This is a genomic window from Pseudomonas sp. LRF_L74, from assembly GCF_965644255.1.
Lineage (GTDB): Bacteria > Pseudomonadota > Gammaproteobacteria > Pseudomonadales > Pseudomonadaceae > Aquipseudomonas.
Map to the genome: position 1 here is coordinate 22,412 of NZ_CBFFRH010000011.1, position 15,746 is coordinate 38,157.

At 63.6% G+C, this 15,746-nt stretch carries 11 protein-coding genes and 2 pseudogenes; 6 read left to right on the forward strand and 7 right to left on the reverse strand.

Annotation, left to right across the window (positions count from 1 at the left end; all coding sequences use genetic code 11):
- Positions 1-5 precede the first annotated feature (5 nt).
- The 5 genes and pseudogenes from ACSZPK_RS22985 to ACSZPK_RS23005 all read right to left on the reverse strand — a co-directional run.
- Positions 6-2,927: an MHYT domain-containing protein gene (locus tag ACSZPK_RS22985; protein WP_437883907.1), complete on the reverse strand. Its 2,922-nt coding sequence runs from the start codon at positions 2,925-2,927 to the stop codon at positions 6-8.
- Between the two features lie 40 nt (positions 2,928-2,967).
- The gene (locus tag ACSZPK_RS22990) at positions 2,968-3,831 is read right to left on the reverse strand and encodes a methyl-accepting chemotaxis protein (protein ID WP_437884056.1); all 864 of its coding nucleotides are present in this window, start codon (positions 3,829-3,831) and stop codon (positions 2,968-2,970) included.
- A 384-nt stretch (positions 3,832-4,215) separates the two neighbouring features.
- Positions 4,216-4,545, reverse strand: a pseudogene (locus ACSZPK_RS22995) (PAS domain-containing protein); the annotation flags it as partial.
- 377 nt (positions 4,546-4,922) lie between these two features.
- Complete coding sequence (locus tag ACSZPK_RS23000; RefSeq protein ID WP_437884057.1) at positions 4,923-5,786, reverse strand: methyl-accepting chemotaxis protein; 864 nt, start codon at positions 5,784-5,786, stop codon at positions 4,923-4,925.
- Positions 5,778-6,860 (reverse strand): annotated as a pseudogene (locus ACSZPK_RS23005) (methyl-accepting chemotaxis protein); the annotation flags it as partial. The gene ACSZPK_RS23000 and the pseudogene ACSZPK_RS23005, both read right to left, overlap by 9 nt.
- Before the next feature lie 678 nt (positions 6,861-7,538).
- Between ACSZPK_RS23005 and ACSZPK_RS23010 the strand changes: the two are divergent.
- Genes ACSZPK_RS23010 through ACSZPK_RS23020 form a run of 3 tightly spaced genes read left to right on the forward strand, consistent with a single transcriptional unit; the run spans position 7,539 to position 10,232 of the window.
- Entirely contained in the window at positions 7,539-9,389 is a 1,851-nt protein-coding gene (locus ACSZPK_RS23010) for a SpoIIE family protein phosphatase (protein WP_437883908.1), read from the forward strand.
- Between the two features lie 28 nt (positions 9,390-9,417).
- Positions 9,418-9,855 (forward strand): ATP-binding protein, encoded by a 438-nt coding sequence (locus tag ACSZPK_RS23015; RefSeq protein WP_437883909.1) that lies wholly within the window; start codon positions 9,418-9,420, stop codon positions 9,853-9,855.
- Positions 9,852-10,232, forward strand: a complete 381-nt coding sequence (locus tag ACSZPK_RS23020) for an STAS domain-containing protein (RefSeq protein WP_437883910.1) — start codon at positions 9,852-9,854, stop codon at positions 10,230-10,232. Before ACSZPK_RS23015 ends, ACSZPK_RS23020 begins: the two co-directional genes overlap by 4 nt.
- Positions 10,233-10,321: 89 nt before the next feature.
- Here the strand turns inward: ACSZPK_RS23020 and ACSZPK_RS23025 are convergent, their stop codons facing one another.
- The gene (locus tag ACSZPK_RS23025) at positions 10,322-12,244 is read right to left on the reverse strand and encodes a hybrid sensor histidine kinase/response regulator (protein WP_437883911.1); all 1,923 of its coding nucleotides are present in this window, start codon (positions 12,242-12,244) and stop codon (positions 10,322-10,324) included.
- Positions 12,245-12,398: 154 nt separating this feature from the next.
- Between ACSZPK_RS23025 and ACSZPK_RS23030 the strand changes: the two genes are divergently transcribed.
- Positions 12,399-13,124: a response regulator transcription factor gene (locus ACSZPK_RS23030; protein ID WP_437883912.1), complete on the forward strand. Its 726-nt coding sequence runs from the start codon at positions 12,399-12,401 to the stop codon at positions 13,122-13,124.
- Between the two features lie 197 nt (positions 13,125-13,321).
- Here ACSZPK_RS23030 and ACSZPK_RS23035 read toward each other — a convergent pair whose 3' ends face one another.
- Positions 13,322-13,936 (reverse strand): TetR/AcrR family transcriptional regulator, encoded by a 615-nt coding sequence (locus ACSZPK_RS23035; RefSeq protein WP_437883913.1) that lies wholly within the window; start codon positions 13,934-13,936, stop codon positions 13,322-13,324.
- 154 nt (positions 13,937-14,090) lie between these two features.
- Here ACSZPK_RS23035 and ACSZPK_RS23040 point away from each other — a divergent pair, with 154 nt between their 5' ends.
- A complete protein-coding gene (locus tag ACSZPK_RS23040) occupies positions 14,091-14,525 on the forward strand; it encodes a GlcG/HbpS family heme-binding protein (protein WP_437883914.1) in 435 nt (144 codons plus the stop codon).
- 21 nt (positions 14,526-14,546) lie between these two features.
- Positions 14,547-15,278, forward strand: coding sequence for an SDR family oxidoreductase (locus ACSZPK_RS23045; protein WP_437883915.1), 732 nt, complete (start codon positions 14,547-14,549; stop codon positions 15,276-15,278).
- The last annotated feature ends 468 nt before the right edge of the window (positions 15,279-15,746 follow it).

Sequence of the window (15,746 nt, forward strand, 5' to 3'; positions counted from 1 at the left end):
GCGTCTCATGGTCTGTTTCCGTTCGTCAGGCTGTCGTTGCGCACCCGCTTGAGCAGGGCGTAGGCCTGTTCGAATTCGAAGGCGTCCACTGCGGCGGACAGGGCGTTGGCGTGACGTATGTCTAGGCCGGCGCAGACGTTTTCCAGGGCCTGCGGGTTGATTTCGTTGTGTTCCAGGCTGCTGAGCAGCTCGCTTATGGCTTCACCCAGCAGGGCCGGGTTGGAGGGTGTGGTTGGCGCGGGTTCTGCGTCGAGCAGGCCGGATTCATCCAGTTGCTGGCTGGCGGCGGCGAGCAATGCGCGTAGCCGTGGCAGCCCTGCGCTGGCCCGTTCGGTGTCGCCGGCCCTGGCCGCTTGTTCCAGCTCACTGGCCAACTCGGCAATGCTCGGTAGCGCCAGGTTGGCGGCTCCGCCACGGATGCCGTGCAGGCTGAATTGCATGAGCTTCGCCCCGGGCTGGTCGTCTGTGGGCAATGGATAGCGGGCCGGGAGTTCGTCGAGGAAACTGCGCATGGCCTTGGCCAGGCGCGCTGCGCCGCCCCACAGCGAGGCGCCGGAGAGCCAGTCGATCAACTCGGCGGCGTTCGTCTCGCGGGTTACGGCGGGTTCGGCGGACAGCGGCACGATGTTCAGGGCGCGGGCGATCTCGGCCAGCAGCTTGGCTTCGTCCAGCGGCTTGACGGCGAAACCGGTCATCCCGGCGCCCCGCGCGGCGCTACGGTCCTCGGCCATGACACTGGCCGTCAGGGCGATGATCGGTGTGGCACCGCGCGCCATGCTGTGTTCGTACTGGCGGATGCTCCGGGTGGCCTGCAGGCCGTCGGTGCCTGGCATGTGCACGTCCATCAGCACCAGGTCGAAGTGCTCGGCCATGTATTTTTCCACGGCGTTGGAGCCGTCGCTGGCTGTGGTGACACGGTGGCCGTGCTGTTCGAGGAGCAGGCGCACCAGTTCCAGGTTTTGCGGCAGGTCATCGGCGACCAGCACGTTGAGCGGCGGCAGTTCCTGCCTGCGAGACTCGTTTTGTGTCGCCGGTTTCACGCCGGCCGGCAGCGGCAGGCGAACGTGGAAGGTGCTGCCTTCGCCGGGCTGGCTCTCGACCTGGATGTCGCCGCCCATCAACTCGACCAGTTGGCTGGCGATGGTGGTGCCGAGGCCGGTGCCGCCGAAGCGCCGGCTGATCGAGGCGTCGGCCTGGGTGAAGGGGGCGAAGATGGCGCGGGCCTGGGCTGGCGTCATGCCGATGCCCGTGTCGCGGATCTGGATGTGCACCTGCTCGCCTTCATGGGAGAAGACCAGGCGCACGCTGCCGCGCTCGGTGAACTTGATGGCGTTGCCGAGCAGGTTGGTCAGGACCTGCTGGATGCGCAGCGGGTCGCCGCGGAAGTATTCGGCCATGTCCTGTGGATAGTCCACCGTCAGCGCCAGGTTCTTCGACTGGGCGCCGAGGCGCAGCGAGGATGCTACCTGCTGGGCCAGTTCGCGCAGCGAGAAGTCGATGCTTTCCAGGTTGATGCCGCCCTTTTCCAGGCGGGCGGTGTCGAGGATGTCGTTGAGCAGCCCGAGCAGCGAGCGTGCCGACTGACGCACGGTCGTCAGGTGGCTGCGTTGGGCTGCGCTCAGTTCGTCGCGCAGCAGCAGCTCGGTGAAGCCGATGATGGCGTTCATCGGTGTGCGAATCTCGTGGCTCATGTTGGCCAGCAGGGCGCTCTTGGCCGCGGAGGCCTGTTCGGCGCGTTCGGCGGTCTCTCGCAGCGAGGCTTCCAGGTTGTGGCGCGCGGTGATGTCGGTGACGAAACCGACGAACAGCAGTTCGTCGGCCAGTTCCACGCGGCCGACCGCCAGGCGCATTGGCATCAGGCTGCCGTCCTTGCGCAGGCCGGTGACGTCGCGGCCGGTGCCGATGATCTTCGGCTGGCCAGAACCCAGGTAGTTGCGCAGGTAGCTGTCGTGGCGCGACTGGTCGGGCTCGGGCATCAACATGTTGATGTTGCGCCCGATGAGTTCTTTCGACGTCCAGCCGAACAGCCGTTCGACCGAGGAGTTGACGCTCTGGATCAGGCCCCGGCTGTTGATGGTGATGATGCCGTCGACGGCGGTGTTGAGGATGGCGCGCAGGCGCGACTTGCTTTCCTCCACCTGGCGGTACAGCTCGCGCGAGCGGATCAGGCCATTGAGCGCGGAGACCAGCACAGTCACGGTGACGGTGAAGGTGGACAGCGCCAGGGAGGCCCAGGTGCTGTTGAGCAGCAATACCGGGCTGGCCTCTCTTGGCTCACCGATGAAGCGCACCGCGGCCATCCCGGTGTAGTGCATGCCGGCGATGGCCAGGCCCATGACCACGCCGCTGGCGAGGAAACGTTGGGTAGGGCCGAGCAGGGTGTGGCGCAGTCCGTAGCGAACCCACAGGGCGAGGATCGCCAGGCCGACGGCCACGGCGATGGACAGGGTGAAGGTCACCGGCTCATAGCGCATCAGCGCGGGTGTCTGCAGGGCGGCCATGCCGCTGTAGTGCATGGCACCGACTCCCAGGCCGACCAGGGTGCCACTCATGACCAGCTGTGGCCAGGTGATGTGGCCGTTGGCGAGCAGGCGCAGGGCCAGCCAGGAGGCTGCGCAGGCGGGCAGCAGCGACAGCAGGGTCAGACCGGTGCCGTAGTGGACATGGGTGGGCAGTTCGAAGGCCAGCATGCCGATGAAGTGCATGGTCCAGATACCGCCGCCAAGGGCGATGGCGCCAGTGCCGATGGCCACCTGGCGGTATCCCTGATTCTCGGTGCGGCGGGCGATCTGCGCGGTCTGCAGCGCCATGGTCGCGGAAAATATCGACACCAGCAGTGACAGCACTACCAGGCCGGGGTTATGGCTGCCATGCAGGTAGTGCAGGTCGGCCGAGGCGTCGATGAAAAGGCTGGTGAGCCCGCTCATGATCTGAAGTCCTTACCCCGAGTCGGGACGTCGGCTGGGCCTAGTGGCCCAGGCTGTTGTTGAAGTGGCGGGCCAGGACTACCAGGTTTTCCATGTGCTGGGCGAGCTTGCCGGCATGATGGTTGAAGGTGTCGCTGGCGTTCACCGCCTGGTTGGCACTGTCGCGCAGTACGGTCATCTGCTGGCTGGTCTGTTCGCTGATGCCGGACTGTTCGTGCATGGCGGAGTCTACGTCGCGGGCCAACTGGTGGATGTGCTCCACCGATTCGAGGATCAGGCCGAAGGCCTGATCGGTCTGGCTGGCGAGTTCCACGGTCTGTTGCGAAACCGCCACGCCTTCGCTGATCGACTCGACGCAGGCATGGGTATCGCCCTCCAGGCCCAGGATGATCTCGCGGATGTCGCGGGTCGACTCCTGGGTGCGCTGGGCCAGGTTGCGTACTTCGTCGGCGACCACGGCGAAACCTCGTCCGGCCTCGCCGGCCCGCGCGGCTTCGATCGCCGCGTTGAGCGCGAGCAGGTTGGTCTGGTCGGCGATGGCGGTGATCACGTCGATCACCTTGCCGATGTTCTCGCTGCGCTCGGCCAGGGCGGTCACGGTATCGCGGGTCTGCCCCAGCGATGAGGCCAGGCTATTGATCGTCTGCACCATCCGTTGCAACTGGTCACGTCCGTCCAGGGTGGACTGGCGCGATGCTTCGGAGGCTTGCGAGGTGCGGGCCGAGGCCTGGGCAACCTGTTGCTGGCTGCCCAGCATGTGTTCCATGGCGTTGGAGATTTCCTCCACGTGGCGGCCTTGGCCGAGCACCGCCTGGTTGGCGTCGCCGACACTGGCATCGGCACGCTCCTTGGCCCGCTTGATGTAGTGGCAGGTGTTGTCCAGGCGGGAGATGATCGCGCGCATCTCGGTCAAGCGCGTGGTGCCGGCCTGCTCGATGCAGCCGAGTTCGTCGGTGCGGCCGCTGAACAGGTAGGTCAGGGTCGGGTGGCCGGTCGTTTGCCGGCTCGTCTCGACCAGGCGCCGCAGCGGTTTCAGCAACGCCCAGGCAGTACTACCGCCGAGGCCGGCCAGCAGCAGGCTGGCCAGGGCGAGTAGGTCGTCGCCGCGCCAGGCCGCCAGAGCGGCCAGGGCCAGGCCGGGCAGGGTGGCGGCCAGTGTCAGCCGGGCGCCCCAGGAGAGCAGCGGACGGCGTGCGCCCTTGGGCGTGGCGCCCTCGCGCCAGCGCCGGTATTCGTTCTCGGCGCGAGCCTTGGCGGCCGCGCTGGGCAGGCTGCGCACGGACTGGTACTCGACCACCTTGCCATCCTTGAGGATCGGCGTGACGTAGGCATCGACCCAGTAGTATTCGCCGTTGCGGCAGCGGTTCTTGACCATGCCGCGCCAGGAGCGCCCGGCACGGATGGTCTGCCACATGTCGGCGAACGCCTGCGGCGGCATGTGCGGGTGGCGGACGATGTTGTGGTGCTGGCCGATCAGTTCCTTGCGCTCGAAGCCGGAGACCTTGACGAAGTCGTCGTTTACGAAGGTGATGTCGCCTTGCAGGTCGGTGGTGGAGATCAGGCGCATGTCGGCAGGGAACAGCACCTCACGGTCGATTATCGGCTGATTGTTTCGCATTTACTGCACCATGTGCTCAGTCCCTCCGGCGTGGGACTGACGGGCTATGAATGTGAACCGTGTGTGCGTGCGCCGGGTTCACGCAAATTGTGTCAAGAGCCTGTCGTGAGATTTCAGCTGTCTGGGCCGTGGTACGACGATGGTCTGCATTTTGACGTCAAGGATATCGACTGATGTTGGATTGACTGAAGGCGATGTGACACTACGTGACAATTCGTGAGGCGTTGGCGTTGACGGGCAACCGCCGTGGGTGGGCCCGCTGGCTGTTGCCGCGACGGCAACGGCCAGCCGAACGAGAGGCTGCGCGGCGGGCGGCGGACTCCCGCCGGAGCAGAACCTATTCACGATCTCTAGCTCGCAAGATCGTGAACGGGCTCTCAGAGCCGAAAGCGGCTGATCAGCCCCAGCAGCACATTACCCAAACGGGCGAGCTCGGCGGAGGAGGCCGCGGTCTCTTCGGTCGCTGCGGCCGACTGGTCGGCGATGTCGCGGACGTTGAGTACGCTGCGGTTGATTTCCTCGGCGACCGCGCTCTGTTCTTCCGAGGCGGTGGCGATCTGCAGGTTCATGCCCTGGATGGCCGAGACGGTCTGGGTGATGGCTTGCAGTTCGTCGCTCGCTTCGCGACTCAGCTCCAGGGTGCTGACGGCCAGAGAGCGACTGCTGTCCATCATGTTCACCGCGTTCTGCGAGCCTTGCTGCAGGTTGGCGATCAGTCCCTCGATCTGTGCGGTGGATTCCTGGGTGCGCTTGGCCAGGTTGCGCACCTCGTCGGCGACCACGGCGAAACCGCGCCCGGCCTCGCCGGCACGGGCGGCCTCGATGGCGGCATTGAGAGCCAGCAGGTTGGTCTGTTCGGCGATGCCGTTGATCACGGTCAGCACGGTGCCGATGCTGGCGCTTTCGGTGTTCAGGTGGTGCATGGCCTCGGCGGTCTGGTTGACTTCGACGGTCAGCCGGTCGACTTCGCTGAGCGCCCGCTGCAGCACCTGATTGCCCTGTCTGGCCTGGCTGTCTGCCGCCTTGGCCGCGGCGGCGGCTTGTTCGGCGTTACGCGCGACTTCCTGCACGGTGACGGCCATTTCGTGCATGGCGGTGGCCACCTGGTCGGTTTCCTGTTTCTGGCCGTTGACCCCGGCGCTGGTCTGTTCGGTGACGGCGGAGAGCTGCTCCGCGGCGCTGGCGATCTGGGTGACGCTGTCGCCGACGCCACCGATCAGGTCGCGCAGGGCGTGGCCCATGCGCTGCACGCCCCGTTGCAGTGCGCCGATCTCGTCGTTGCGCTGGAAGTCGGGTATGTCGCTGAGGTCGCCATCGGCGATGCGGTTGACCACCTTCAGGGTAGCGGCCAGCGGATGGGTGATTTGCCGGGTGATGAACCAGGCGGCGAGCAGGCCGACCAGCAGGGCCAACAATGTCGTTCCGAGCTGTATGACCTGGCTGCTGGCAGCGGCCTCGTCGCGGCGGACGAGCTGCCGTGCGGTCAGCGCATTGGTGATTTCGAGGGTTTCGTCGCCGATCCGAACCAGTGCCTGGTGGGCCTGTTTCAGCTTGGCGGCGGCGGCCTTGTACTCTTCGATGTTGCTGATGTAGGCGGTCATGTGTTCACCCGCCGTGCGCAGCTCGGCGGGCGGCTGGTTGCCGAAGGGACCATCCGGCGCGCTCAGGCGCTTGAAGGTTTGCTCGGCTTTCTGCAACTCCTCGTTCATCAGCCGTTCGTTTTCGGGCGTTTGCGCGGTCACGTAGCCACGTACGTGGTAGCGCAGCCACAGCAGCTCCTGCAGCAGCGTGTTGGCTGCCGCATAGTGGTCGAAGCGGCGTTCGTCGTAAGTGTCCAGGCGCTTGGTCGATTCGACCAGTTCGTTGAGCGCGGTGAGGGCGAGGGCACCGTTCTTCTGCATTCCGCCCCGGCGGGCGGCGTCCATCTCGGCGGTGGCGCCACGCAGGTTGTCCACCGCCTGGCGATATTCGCCGACCAGGGCGGTCTGGCGTTCCTTGCGGGCGACGAATTCCGGCGGGACGAACAGCTTCGCCGTACGGGTTGCGGTTTGCTCGCGCTGGAACGTGTCCAGCGACGCGAGCGCGGCTTTTTCCGTGGTTTCGTTGCTGTTGAGCAGGTAGCGCAGCAGATTCATGCGCAGCTCGGCCAGGGATTCGTTGAGTTCGGAGTAGGTTTGCTGGGCATCGCTATGTTCCAGCAGTTCCTCGCGGGTATCCCAGCCGACCAGGGCGAGCATGGCGGTAAGGGCCAGTACCAGGCCAAACCCGAGGCACAGTTTGTAGGTGACGCTGAGGTTGTCGAACCAATGTCGCATGGAGATTGTTCCTGTTTCGAAAGTATCTGGTGGCACTGGGGCGGTTTACCGGTGTTAGCGCTTTTGGTTCGTCTCGAGGCGTTACCCTGTGCCTCGCCAGAGTTTGTCGACCGAATGGGAGAAATCTTGAACCGGGGAAAGACCGTGGTGGCGTCGGATGTCACGTGTTTACTTGGATCGTAGCTGGCTCATGGCGTCCGAGGGGGCGTTCCGGCGTGACACTTTGTGACGTCCGGCATTTCATGGTGTGTATCTGCCTGCCAGACCTCTGGAGGGCAGGTCTGGCGTGCTGATTGATAGGCAAGTATGCCGATCAGGGTATAGCCAATGCGCGGGCACGGATGTCACATAGTGTCACATTGCCTTCGCCGATGCGCTGCGAACCTATACCCTTGGCACTGCAGGCAAGTTGCGTTGATTGAGAGGTACAGGCTGCGTCGATCGGCTGTCAGAGAAAAGGCGTCGATGGATATGCAGCGCTTCTCCGTCGCGACGCGGTTTTCCACCTGCGACTCAGGAGCCATGAGCCATGGCCTGTATTTCTGTCAGGTGAGGGGCTTGTGGAAAATGTCTGAAATCGTGACGCCAGTCAGCCAGCAGCAGATGTTTCGCCTGGCCGACGTGGTGCCATGGCGCAACAGCTTGCATACGCGTATCGCCTGGCAGACAGGGTCGATCGTGTTCGCACTGTTGCTCCTGGTTTTCGTGGTCGCTGCGGGAGTGGCTCGCCATCTGATGCTGCAGGAAGCCACGAGTGAAATCCGCAATGAAGCACAGGCCTCCGCCAAGCGTATCGATGACATCCTGCGGGTCATCGCCATCACCTGTGACGGAATTTCCGACGCGGTGACCAAGAGTGGCCTTGCACCGGAGCAACTTCTGCCGATATTGCGCGCGATGGTTGGGGGAACGCCTGGCGCGACCGGAGCACTGCTCGTCGTGGACGACGTGGCGGGCACTGGAAAACCCTTCGCCCTGCGTCTGTCGGTTGAAGGCAAGGACAGAGATTTCATCGCCACCGGCTACGACTATCGCGCCCAATCCTGGTACCGAAGGACCCTGTCGGCGCCGAGCGGATGGTGGTCGGAACCGTATTTCAGCGAGGTTGCGGGCGGCGAATGGATCATCACCTACAACAAGCCGATCCGTTTTGCCGGAAGGGGCGGGAGTACGCTTGGCATGGTGAGCATCGACCTGAAGCTGGAGAGCCTGGAGGCTCAGCTTGGCAAGGCATCTGGCCAGGCTCATTTGAGTTTCGCGCTGATCGCGCCGGATGGACTGATCGCCGTGCATCCGGAGAATGGGGTGGCCTTGCGCCACGACATTGCCAGCTACATTGCCGAGACGGGGCGTGGCGACCTCGAACCGGCCGCCGCGGCGACGCGTCTGCGCCAGCCACTGGCCTACCTGCACGAGGATATTGCCACGGGGACGCGCTATTTCACCGCAGTGGAGCCTGTCGGCGACACTGGCAGCAGCATTGTCGCATCGCAGGCTTATGCGGACATTCTGCAACGGGTGAACCTGATCTTGCTCCTGTTGGCAGGGGGCGTGCTGCTTGCCGCGCTGTGCTGCACGCTGGCCATTCTCTGGCTGGCGCATAGGGTCAGCCGGCCGGTCGAGGATCTGGTCGGCTCGGCTATTCACCTGGGCGGTGGCGATTACGACCGGCCGGTACCGCACGGCGAACGCAGCGATGAAGTCGGTCACCTGGCACGCACATTGGACCAAACGCGCATGTCGATCCAGCAGCAGCTCGTGGAAATCCGCGAAATGGCTGGCGCGCGACAGAAGCTCGAGAGCGAATTGGCGATCGCCCGTGATATCCAGCTTGCGATGCTGCCCCCGCCGAGGACTCTGACGAACGCCGGGCGATGCCTGGAGGCCTATGCCAGGCTGGAGCCGGCCAAGGCGGTGGGCGGAGATTTCTACAGTTTCATCGAGCGTGACGGCATGCTGTGGTTCTCGATCGGCGATGTTTCCGACAAGGGCATTCCAGCCGCGTTGTTCATGGCGCGTACCGTAACCGCTCTGGATATAGCCGTGTCTGCCGCCGCGACGCCGAACCAGGCGCTTACAACTGCATCGCGACAACTGGTCGAGGGCAACGATGCCTGTATGTTCGCCACCGTGCTGTGTGGCTATGTGAAACCGGACAGTGGCGATTGCGTGTTGGCCAGCGCCGGCCACGATCAGCCGTTGCTGTTACGCGCCAATGGCAGTATCGAGAGACTGGCTTTCGACGGCGGCCCGCCGCTGGGCATCGATATCGTCGACGGCTTGATTTTGTGGCGCGGGCGCCTGGCCCCCGGCGACAGCCTGGTGGCCTGGACCGATGGCATCACCGAGGCGTTCAATGCCGAAGGCGAAGCCTTTGGCGATGAGCGTCTGCTGGACGCGCTACGTCCAGGCGACAGCGCTCCAGAAAACTGTACGCGTTTGTTCGACGAGGTCCGCCGGTTTGCCGAAGGTGCGCCTCAGTCCGACGACATCACGGTAATGATCCTGTCCATGCAGGATGTGTCATGAACGACCCTTTCACGAGAGGAGGCGTGCCATGCTGATTCGCCTGGTCATACCCAGCGAGCTTGGCCATATCGAGGATCTCAATACCTCACTGGCGGCTGTCCTGCGACGGCACCGGATCGACGAGAGCGTACAGGGCGACGTGCGCTTGATCGTCGAGGAACTGGCCTGCAATGTCATTGAGCACGGTCACCATGGCAATGGCGCCGGCTCCCAGGAGTTGTCGGTGCACATCACGCTCGAAGGCGATCTGCTCCATCTGCAGTTCAGCGACAGCGGCCCTCCCTTCGATCCCTTGTCGGCTGCCGAGCCCGACCTGGATGCGGACATTCAGGAGCGTCCGATCGGCGGGCTGGGCTTGTTCCTCATCCGGCAGATCGCCGAATGCGTCGACTATCGGCGCGAAGGTAGCCATAACCTGCTGCAAGTGACCCTGCGCATTCCCCAACACGGAACCTCGATCCCATGAGCCTGGACATTTCCATTTATTTAGCTGACGACAGAGCCCTGCAAGTGGCATTGGACGGCAGCCTCGATACCCATACCTACGGGCAACTGGACGAGGCCCTGAACCCCCTGCTGGCTGGCACCGTGCGCTCGATGGTGCTGGACCTGGCCAACCTGAACTACATCAGCAGTGCCGGTATCCGCTCGATCTTCAAGGCGCGCAAGACGATGGCCGCGCGTGGCGGCAAGGTGCTGGTGGTCAACCCGCAGGCGCAGATCCAGAAGGTCTTCGACGTGGTCAAGGCTGTCCCGATGAACGAAATATTCGCTTCGGTGGCCGAGGCCGATGCCTATCTGGATGTGATGCAGCGCAAGGTGCTCAAGGGCGACGATGATTGAAGGGGCGGCCGGTGCGCGCACTGGCTACCCAGGTGCGCACGGAGCAGGCTGCAGGTTTTCACCGCGCCAATGAGAGGTTCCTCTCCGGCTCAGGCGTTGCTCGTCGGGCCGGCCATCTGGGTGTCGATGCAGGACAGGAAACGGCCGATATCCAGGGGCTTGGTCAGGTAGTCGGCGAAGCCGGCGGCGATGCCGCGCTCGATATCGCGAGGCATGGCGTTGGCCGATACCGCGATCACCGGAACATGCCGCAATTGCAGGTGCGACTGCAGCACCCGCAGTACCTGATAGCCATCCATGCCCGGCAGGTTGATGTCCAGCATGATCAGGTCGGGTTGATGCGCCAGGGCGAATTCGATGCCTATGTCAGGCGCATGCATGGTGACCAGATGGATGTGGCGCAACCTGTCGAGAATCTGCGAAACCAGCTTGAGATTGACCGGATTGTCGTCGATATAGAGGATGTAGCGCTGCTCCTGCTTGGCCGTCAGCAGGGCGAAGCTGGCGTCGCCGATCATCCGGGAGGCCTGCTGGGGGACCGATTGCGCCACGGGCAGTTCGATCCAGAAACGACTTCCTTCGCCCAACTCGCTGTCGACGCCGACCTGTCCACTCATGGCTTCGGCCAGCTTGCGGGTGATGACCAGCCCGATACCGGTGCCTTCGACTGCCGCCCGCTCGGCACCAAGCCGGCTGAAAGGCTGGAATAGCTCGCCCAGGCGCTCGGGGGCGATGCCCGCTCCGGTGTCGGCGATGACGATGCGTACACGCCTGTCGCCGCATTCTGCGCTGAGGCGTACTTCGCCGCCCGGATGGTTGTACTTGATGGCGTTGGACAGCAGGTTGAGCAGCACCTGTTTCAGACGCTGGTGGTCGGCGTGCACGACTGTGCCTTCGGCGATGTCGAGGTGCAGCGTGACTTGCCGGCTCGTCGCCAGTGGCTGCACGAGCTGGGTGCAACTGTATGCGAGGGCCGCGGCATCCACCGTCTCCAGCGACAGGGACATCCTGCCGGATTCGATGCTCGCCAGGTCCAGCACCTCGTTGATGAGCCCCAGCAGGTGGGAGCCCGCCTTGAGAATTTCGCCGATGCTGTCGAGCTGATCCGCGCTCAAACGGTCGTCCATCTCCAGGACCTGGGCGAAACCCAGCACGGCGTTGAGTGGTGTGCGCAGTTCGTGGCTCATGCTGGAGAGGAACTCCGACTTGGCGTGGTTGGCACGCTCGGCTTCGGATTTCGCCAGTTTCAGTGCCCGTTCCGCTTCCTTCTGCCGGGTGATGTCGAGAATGGTGGTCAGCCGCAGCTCACGGCCGTTGAATATCTGGTCGCGCCCGCGAACGATGGCTGGAAAGGTGGTGCCGTCCTTGCGCAGCATTTCCGACTCGTAGGCCTCGGCCCAACGCTCCTCGATCAATTGCTGGGCCATGGGCACGGCGCGTGGCCCGGTATAGTCGAGTACAGGCTGGCCGATCGCCTCGTCGCGGCTGCAGCGAAACAGTTCCAGCCAGCGATCGCTGACATCGACGATGATGCCCTTGTCGCATACCACGACGCCTTCTTCCACGTTATCGAGGAAAAAGCGAAAGCGCGCTTCCTCCTCGCCCTGGCGCTCGCGGGATGGCGCGCGCAATCGAGAGCATAGCCAGTCGAGCAGCATGCTCCATTCGGGAGCCAGCCCTGGCATGGGAAGAAAACGGTCGACGCCCAGACCATGCCAGTGCAGGTGTTCGGTGATGTTCGGTGCTGTATCGGCCAGCATCTTCCAGGCGCCGACGGCGCGACCATGGGCGGCCAACTGCTCGCATTGCGCAGGTGAGAGTGCCTTTGCCCAGGAGAGAGAGGTGAGCAATACATCCAGGGTGTGATCGGGGGGCGGGAGCTGCTCCGGCGAGTCGATCTGTATCAGGCTCGTCGACTCTCGATCTCGCCACAGACCTGGCTCCGGGCGACGTTCAGCCTTTGCCAGGCACAGCAGGATCCGGCATTGCGGTGGGACAGGCGGATGGCTCATGATCGGTGCCTCGCTGGTGAGACGAAGGCTGCCTGTGTCGACGGTTTGGGCATCGTCTTCTCCCATGTAATTCGGTTTGTTCGGGGATGCGGATTTCCGCATTCGTATATCGATGACAGCTTTCCAGGCAGGATCGTAGAGGATTGGAGATGTGATGCAAGCTGGAAATCTATTGATCGTTGACGATGATCAGCAGACCCGAAAACTGTTGCAGACTCACTTGGGGAGATCCGGTTTTCGGGTGCTGGCAGTCGCCAACGGTAGCGAGTTTCGCCAAGCCCTGAACGATACAGGGGCGGATCTGGTCATTCTCGATGTCATGCTCCCCGACGAAAGTGGTTTCAGCCTCTGCCAGTGGATACATGAGCACCCGCATTTTTCCGGGGTTCCCATCATCATGCTCACCGGGCGTACCGGTGAAACCAACCGGGTCCTGGGCCTGGAACTGGGGGCTGACGCCTATCTGTGCAAACCCTTCAGCCTCCGCGAGCTGGAGGCACAGATCAAGGCGCTGTTGCGCCGCCGGGCGAGCATTGGCCAGGCGCGTGGCGGTCACGTGCTGGTCTTCGATGAGTGGAGCCTGGATATGGTCAGCCGCCGCCTGGTTCACCTGAGTGGCGAAGAGGTGATTCTATCTGGCAGTGACTTCGCCCTGCTCGAGCTTTTCCTTGCCCATCCCAGGCAGGCACTCGATCGCGACACCATCGGCAACGCTATCCGTGGCCGCGACATGCTGCCCCTGGAGCGCGTCATCGATACGGCCGTATATCGCTTGCGCCAGCGTTTGCGCGACACTGGCAAGCCGCCGCGGCTGATCCTCACCGTGCGCGGCAAGGGCTATCTGCTGGCGACCGAGGTTACCTCACGCCGCCGCGTCTGATTGGCTGTCTGTTGCCGTTGCACATGGGGCAGCCAGGAGATGGAACAGGCCATGGCACGGGTGTTCCAGTCAGGTAAAGGCGTTTTCTGCCTGGCGCCTGTTTCGGTAAAAATCTCCATCCAGAGCCGCGTCGCTTGTGCATGCCTGTAGTGATCAGGCGGGGTGGGGCGCCCGATAGACGTGGCGAACACGGATGATCACGGTTTTCGAAAGGCACTTAGAAAGGTCTGTACCGCCAGCTTCACCCAGCGCTCCACCTGCTCTTCAGATGGCAGGGCCTGGGGGTGGATCAAGCATTCCATCTGGCCCTCACCGCGCAGCAGGCTGATGAACAGGCCGGCCGCGTTTTCCAGCCCTACATTCTGTATGTCGATTTCCCCGGCTTGCGCGGCTGCTTCCAGGTGCTCGGCGATCAGGTTGGCGACGACCCTGGGGCCTGCCAGATAGAAACGGCGAGCCAGTTCGGGAAAGCGTGGCGCCTCGGCGATGCTCACCCGGAACAGCGCCAGCCCCGTGGGCGAGAGGATGATGCGCAGATAAGAACGTCCCAGGTCGCCAAGGGTACGCGTGATATCGCCACTGGCCGGGGTCATCGCCTCGATCGTCTGTGCCATCGCCGAGCATTCGTGCTCGATAACCGCGGCGAACAGGGCCTCCTTGGTTGGAAAGCAGGCGTATAGCGTGGCCTTGGAAACCCGGGCGCGTTTCTGAATCATGTCGGTGGTGGCGCCGCTGAAGCCATTGGCAAGGAACACCGACGACGCGGCATCGAGTACCGCGAGTGACTTTTCATCGCATTCAACAAAGGCCATCAGCGTGCTCCGGGCTGTGTCTGCAAGTACCGATTGGTTTTTCAAGGATCGATATTCTACGCCATAAGTATCGGGATAATTGAGTTGACTGTTTTTTAGTCCGGCTCGTACAGTACCGATCGGTACTTGCCATGAGCCATTCAGGAGTCACACTGTGACCGCTACCGCCATCCCTGCCGGACTCGCTGTTCTTCGCCCCGTCATCAGCCTTGCCGCTGCCCGCCGCGCCATAGCCACCGCGTTCGATCTGGCCCGCCGCGACGGCTGGGCGGTCAGTGTGGCGGTGGTCGATCCGGCCGGTGAACTGGTTGCCTTCGAGCGCGATGACGACAGTGCCGGGGTGACACCCCAGGTGGCTATCGCCAAGGCGCGTAGCGCGGCGTTGCTGCGTGCCCCTTCGAAGTTGTTCGAGGACTTCGTCAATGGAGGCTTGCCGAGCTTTCTCTCGACGCCGGGCGTGACCCCTTTGCAGGGTGGTGTTCCGATCACCCTTGCCGGCCAGGTCATTGGCGCGATCGGGGTCAGCGGGGCCAAGGGCGACGACGATGAGCGCATGGCCAGCCAGGCGGCTGCCACCATCAGCCAATGAATGATTCGCAAGGGGACTGACATGAGCACACTGCAAGGCAAGACGCTGGTCATCATCGGCGGAAGTTCAGGGATCGGTTTGCGCGTGGCGCAACTGGCGGCGGCGGAGGGCGCCGAGCTGATCGTTCTCGGCCGCAACGCGCAGCGGCTGGAACAGGCGCGGGCCGATCTGGTCAGCGCGGGTGCGACGGTGCATGTCCATGCCGTCGATGCCCATGATCATGTACGCCTGGAGGTGCTCTTCACCGAGCTGCCTGCCTTCGACCACCTCGTCTCCATGGTCGGCGACGTCATGGGGGGAGGCTTCGTCGCCGCCAGCATGAGCGAGATCCGTCGTGTCATGGAGTCGAAGTTCTTCACCAATGTGCGCATTGGTCAGTTGGCGGCAGGCAAGCTGCGTGAGGGCGGCAGCCTGGTGTTCACCTCCGGGACCGGTGGGCGGGCGCAGAATGCATGCGCCAGTTATGTCGGCAACCTGGGGATCAATGCGCTGGTCGAGGGGCTGGCTGTCGAACTGGCACCCAGGGTACGGGTCAACGCGGTATCGCCGACCTGGACGGTGACGCCGTTCTGGCGCGACCAGCCGGCGCAGCAGGTCGAGGCCACCCGCCAGCGGTTCGCCGAGGCCATTCCGCTGGGGCGTACGGCGCAGATCGATGAGCTGGCTCGTGCCTATCTGTTCCTGATCGGCAACGGCTTCATCACCGGTCAGCACATCGCCGTCGATGGCGGCATCATGCTGGGCAGCCGTTAGACGCGGGTTTACAGGCGCTGGTGACGTTTGCTCAGGGCTGCGGCGTAGCCTGTAGGCCATCAGCTCTCAACATATCCTTTTGCCGGTATCGCGACGGGCCAGTAGCGCTTATGCGCATCTGGTGCGCCAGGCGCTTGAGGCTGACGGGAACGCCCATGCGACTATTTACGGGGCGGATGCCGCGCTTCCCATTCCATGCGTTAAGGCATTGGCAGATGCCCTTCGGAAATTCGTCCCCGTTAATCCCGAGGCCCGGTGCCTCGAACAGTTGCAGGCAAACGCGCAGGCGGGCCACGTCGTACCGTTACCCGGTTATTAGCACTGCACCTCGGAAACCAGCTTTGACTCAGTTCTGAGTCGCAAGGTTGGCACGAAAAGTACCGGAGTTAGCTGATGCGTCGCTGGCCAGCGAGCGACGCACGAGCCGTGGAGACGTTGGCTGGGAAACTGTGAACGTTATTTGTGAAA

Bases quoted from the DNA above. Each gene is read 5' to 3' on its own strand.
- ACSZPK_RS22985 (WP_437883907.1), bottom strand. From the start codon at position 2,927: ATGAGCGGGCTCACCAGCCTTTTCATCGACGCCTCGGCCGACCTGCAC.
- ACSZPK_RS22990 (WP_437884056.1), bottom strand. From the start codon at position 3,831: ATGCGCGCGATCATCTCCCGCCTGGACAACACCTGCCACTACATCAAG.
- ACSZPK_RS23000 (WP_437884057.1), bottom strand. From the start codon at position 5,786: ATGGGCCACGCCCTGCGCGACCTGATCGGTGGCGTCGGCGACAGCGTC.
- ACSZPK_RS23015 (WP_437883909.1), top strand. From the start codon at position 9,418: ATGCTGATTCGCCTGGTCATACCCAGCGAGCTTGGCCATATCGAGGAT.
- ACSZPK_RS23020 (WP_437883910.1), top strand. From the start codon at position 9,852: ATGAGCCTGGACATTTCCATTTATTTAGCTGACGACAGAGCCCTGCAA.
- ACSZPK_RS23025 (WP_437883911.1), bottom strand. From the start codon at position 12,244: ATGAGCCATCCGCCTGTCCCACCGCAATGCCGGATCCTGCTGTGCCTG.
- ACSZPK_RS23030 (WP_437883912.1), top strand. From the start codon at position 12,399: ATGCAAGCTGGAAATCTATTGATCGTTGACGATGATCAGCAGACCCGA.
- ACSZPK_RS23035 (WP_437883913.1), bottom strand. From the start codon at position 13,936: ATGGCCTTTGTTGAATGCGATGAAAAGTCACTCGCGGTACTCGATGCC.
- ACSZPK_RS23045 (WP_437883915.1), top strand. From the start codon at position 14,547: ATGAGCACACTGCAAGGCAAGACGCTGGTCATCATCGGCGGAAGTTCA.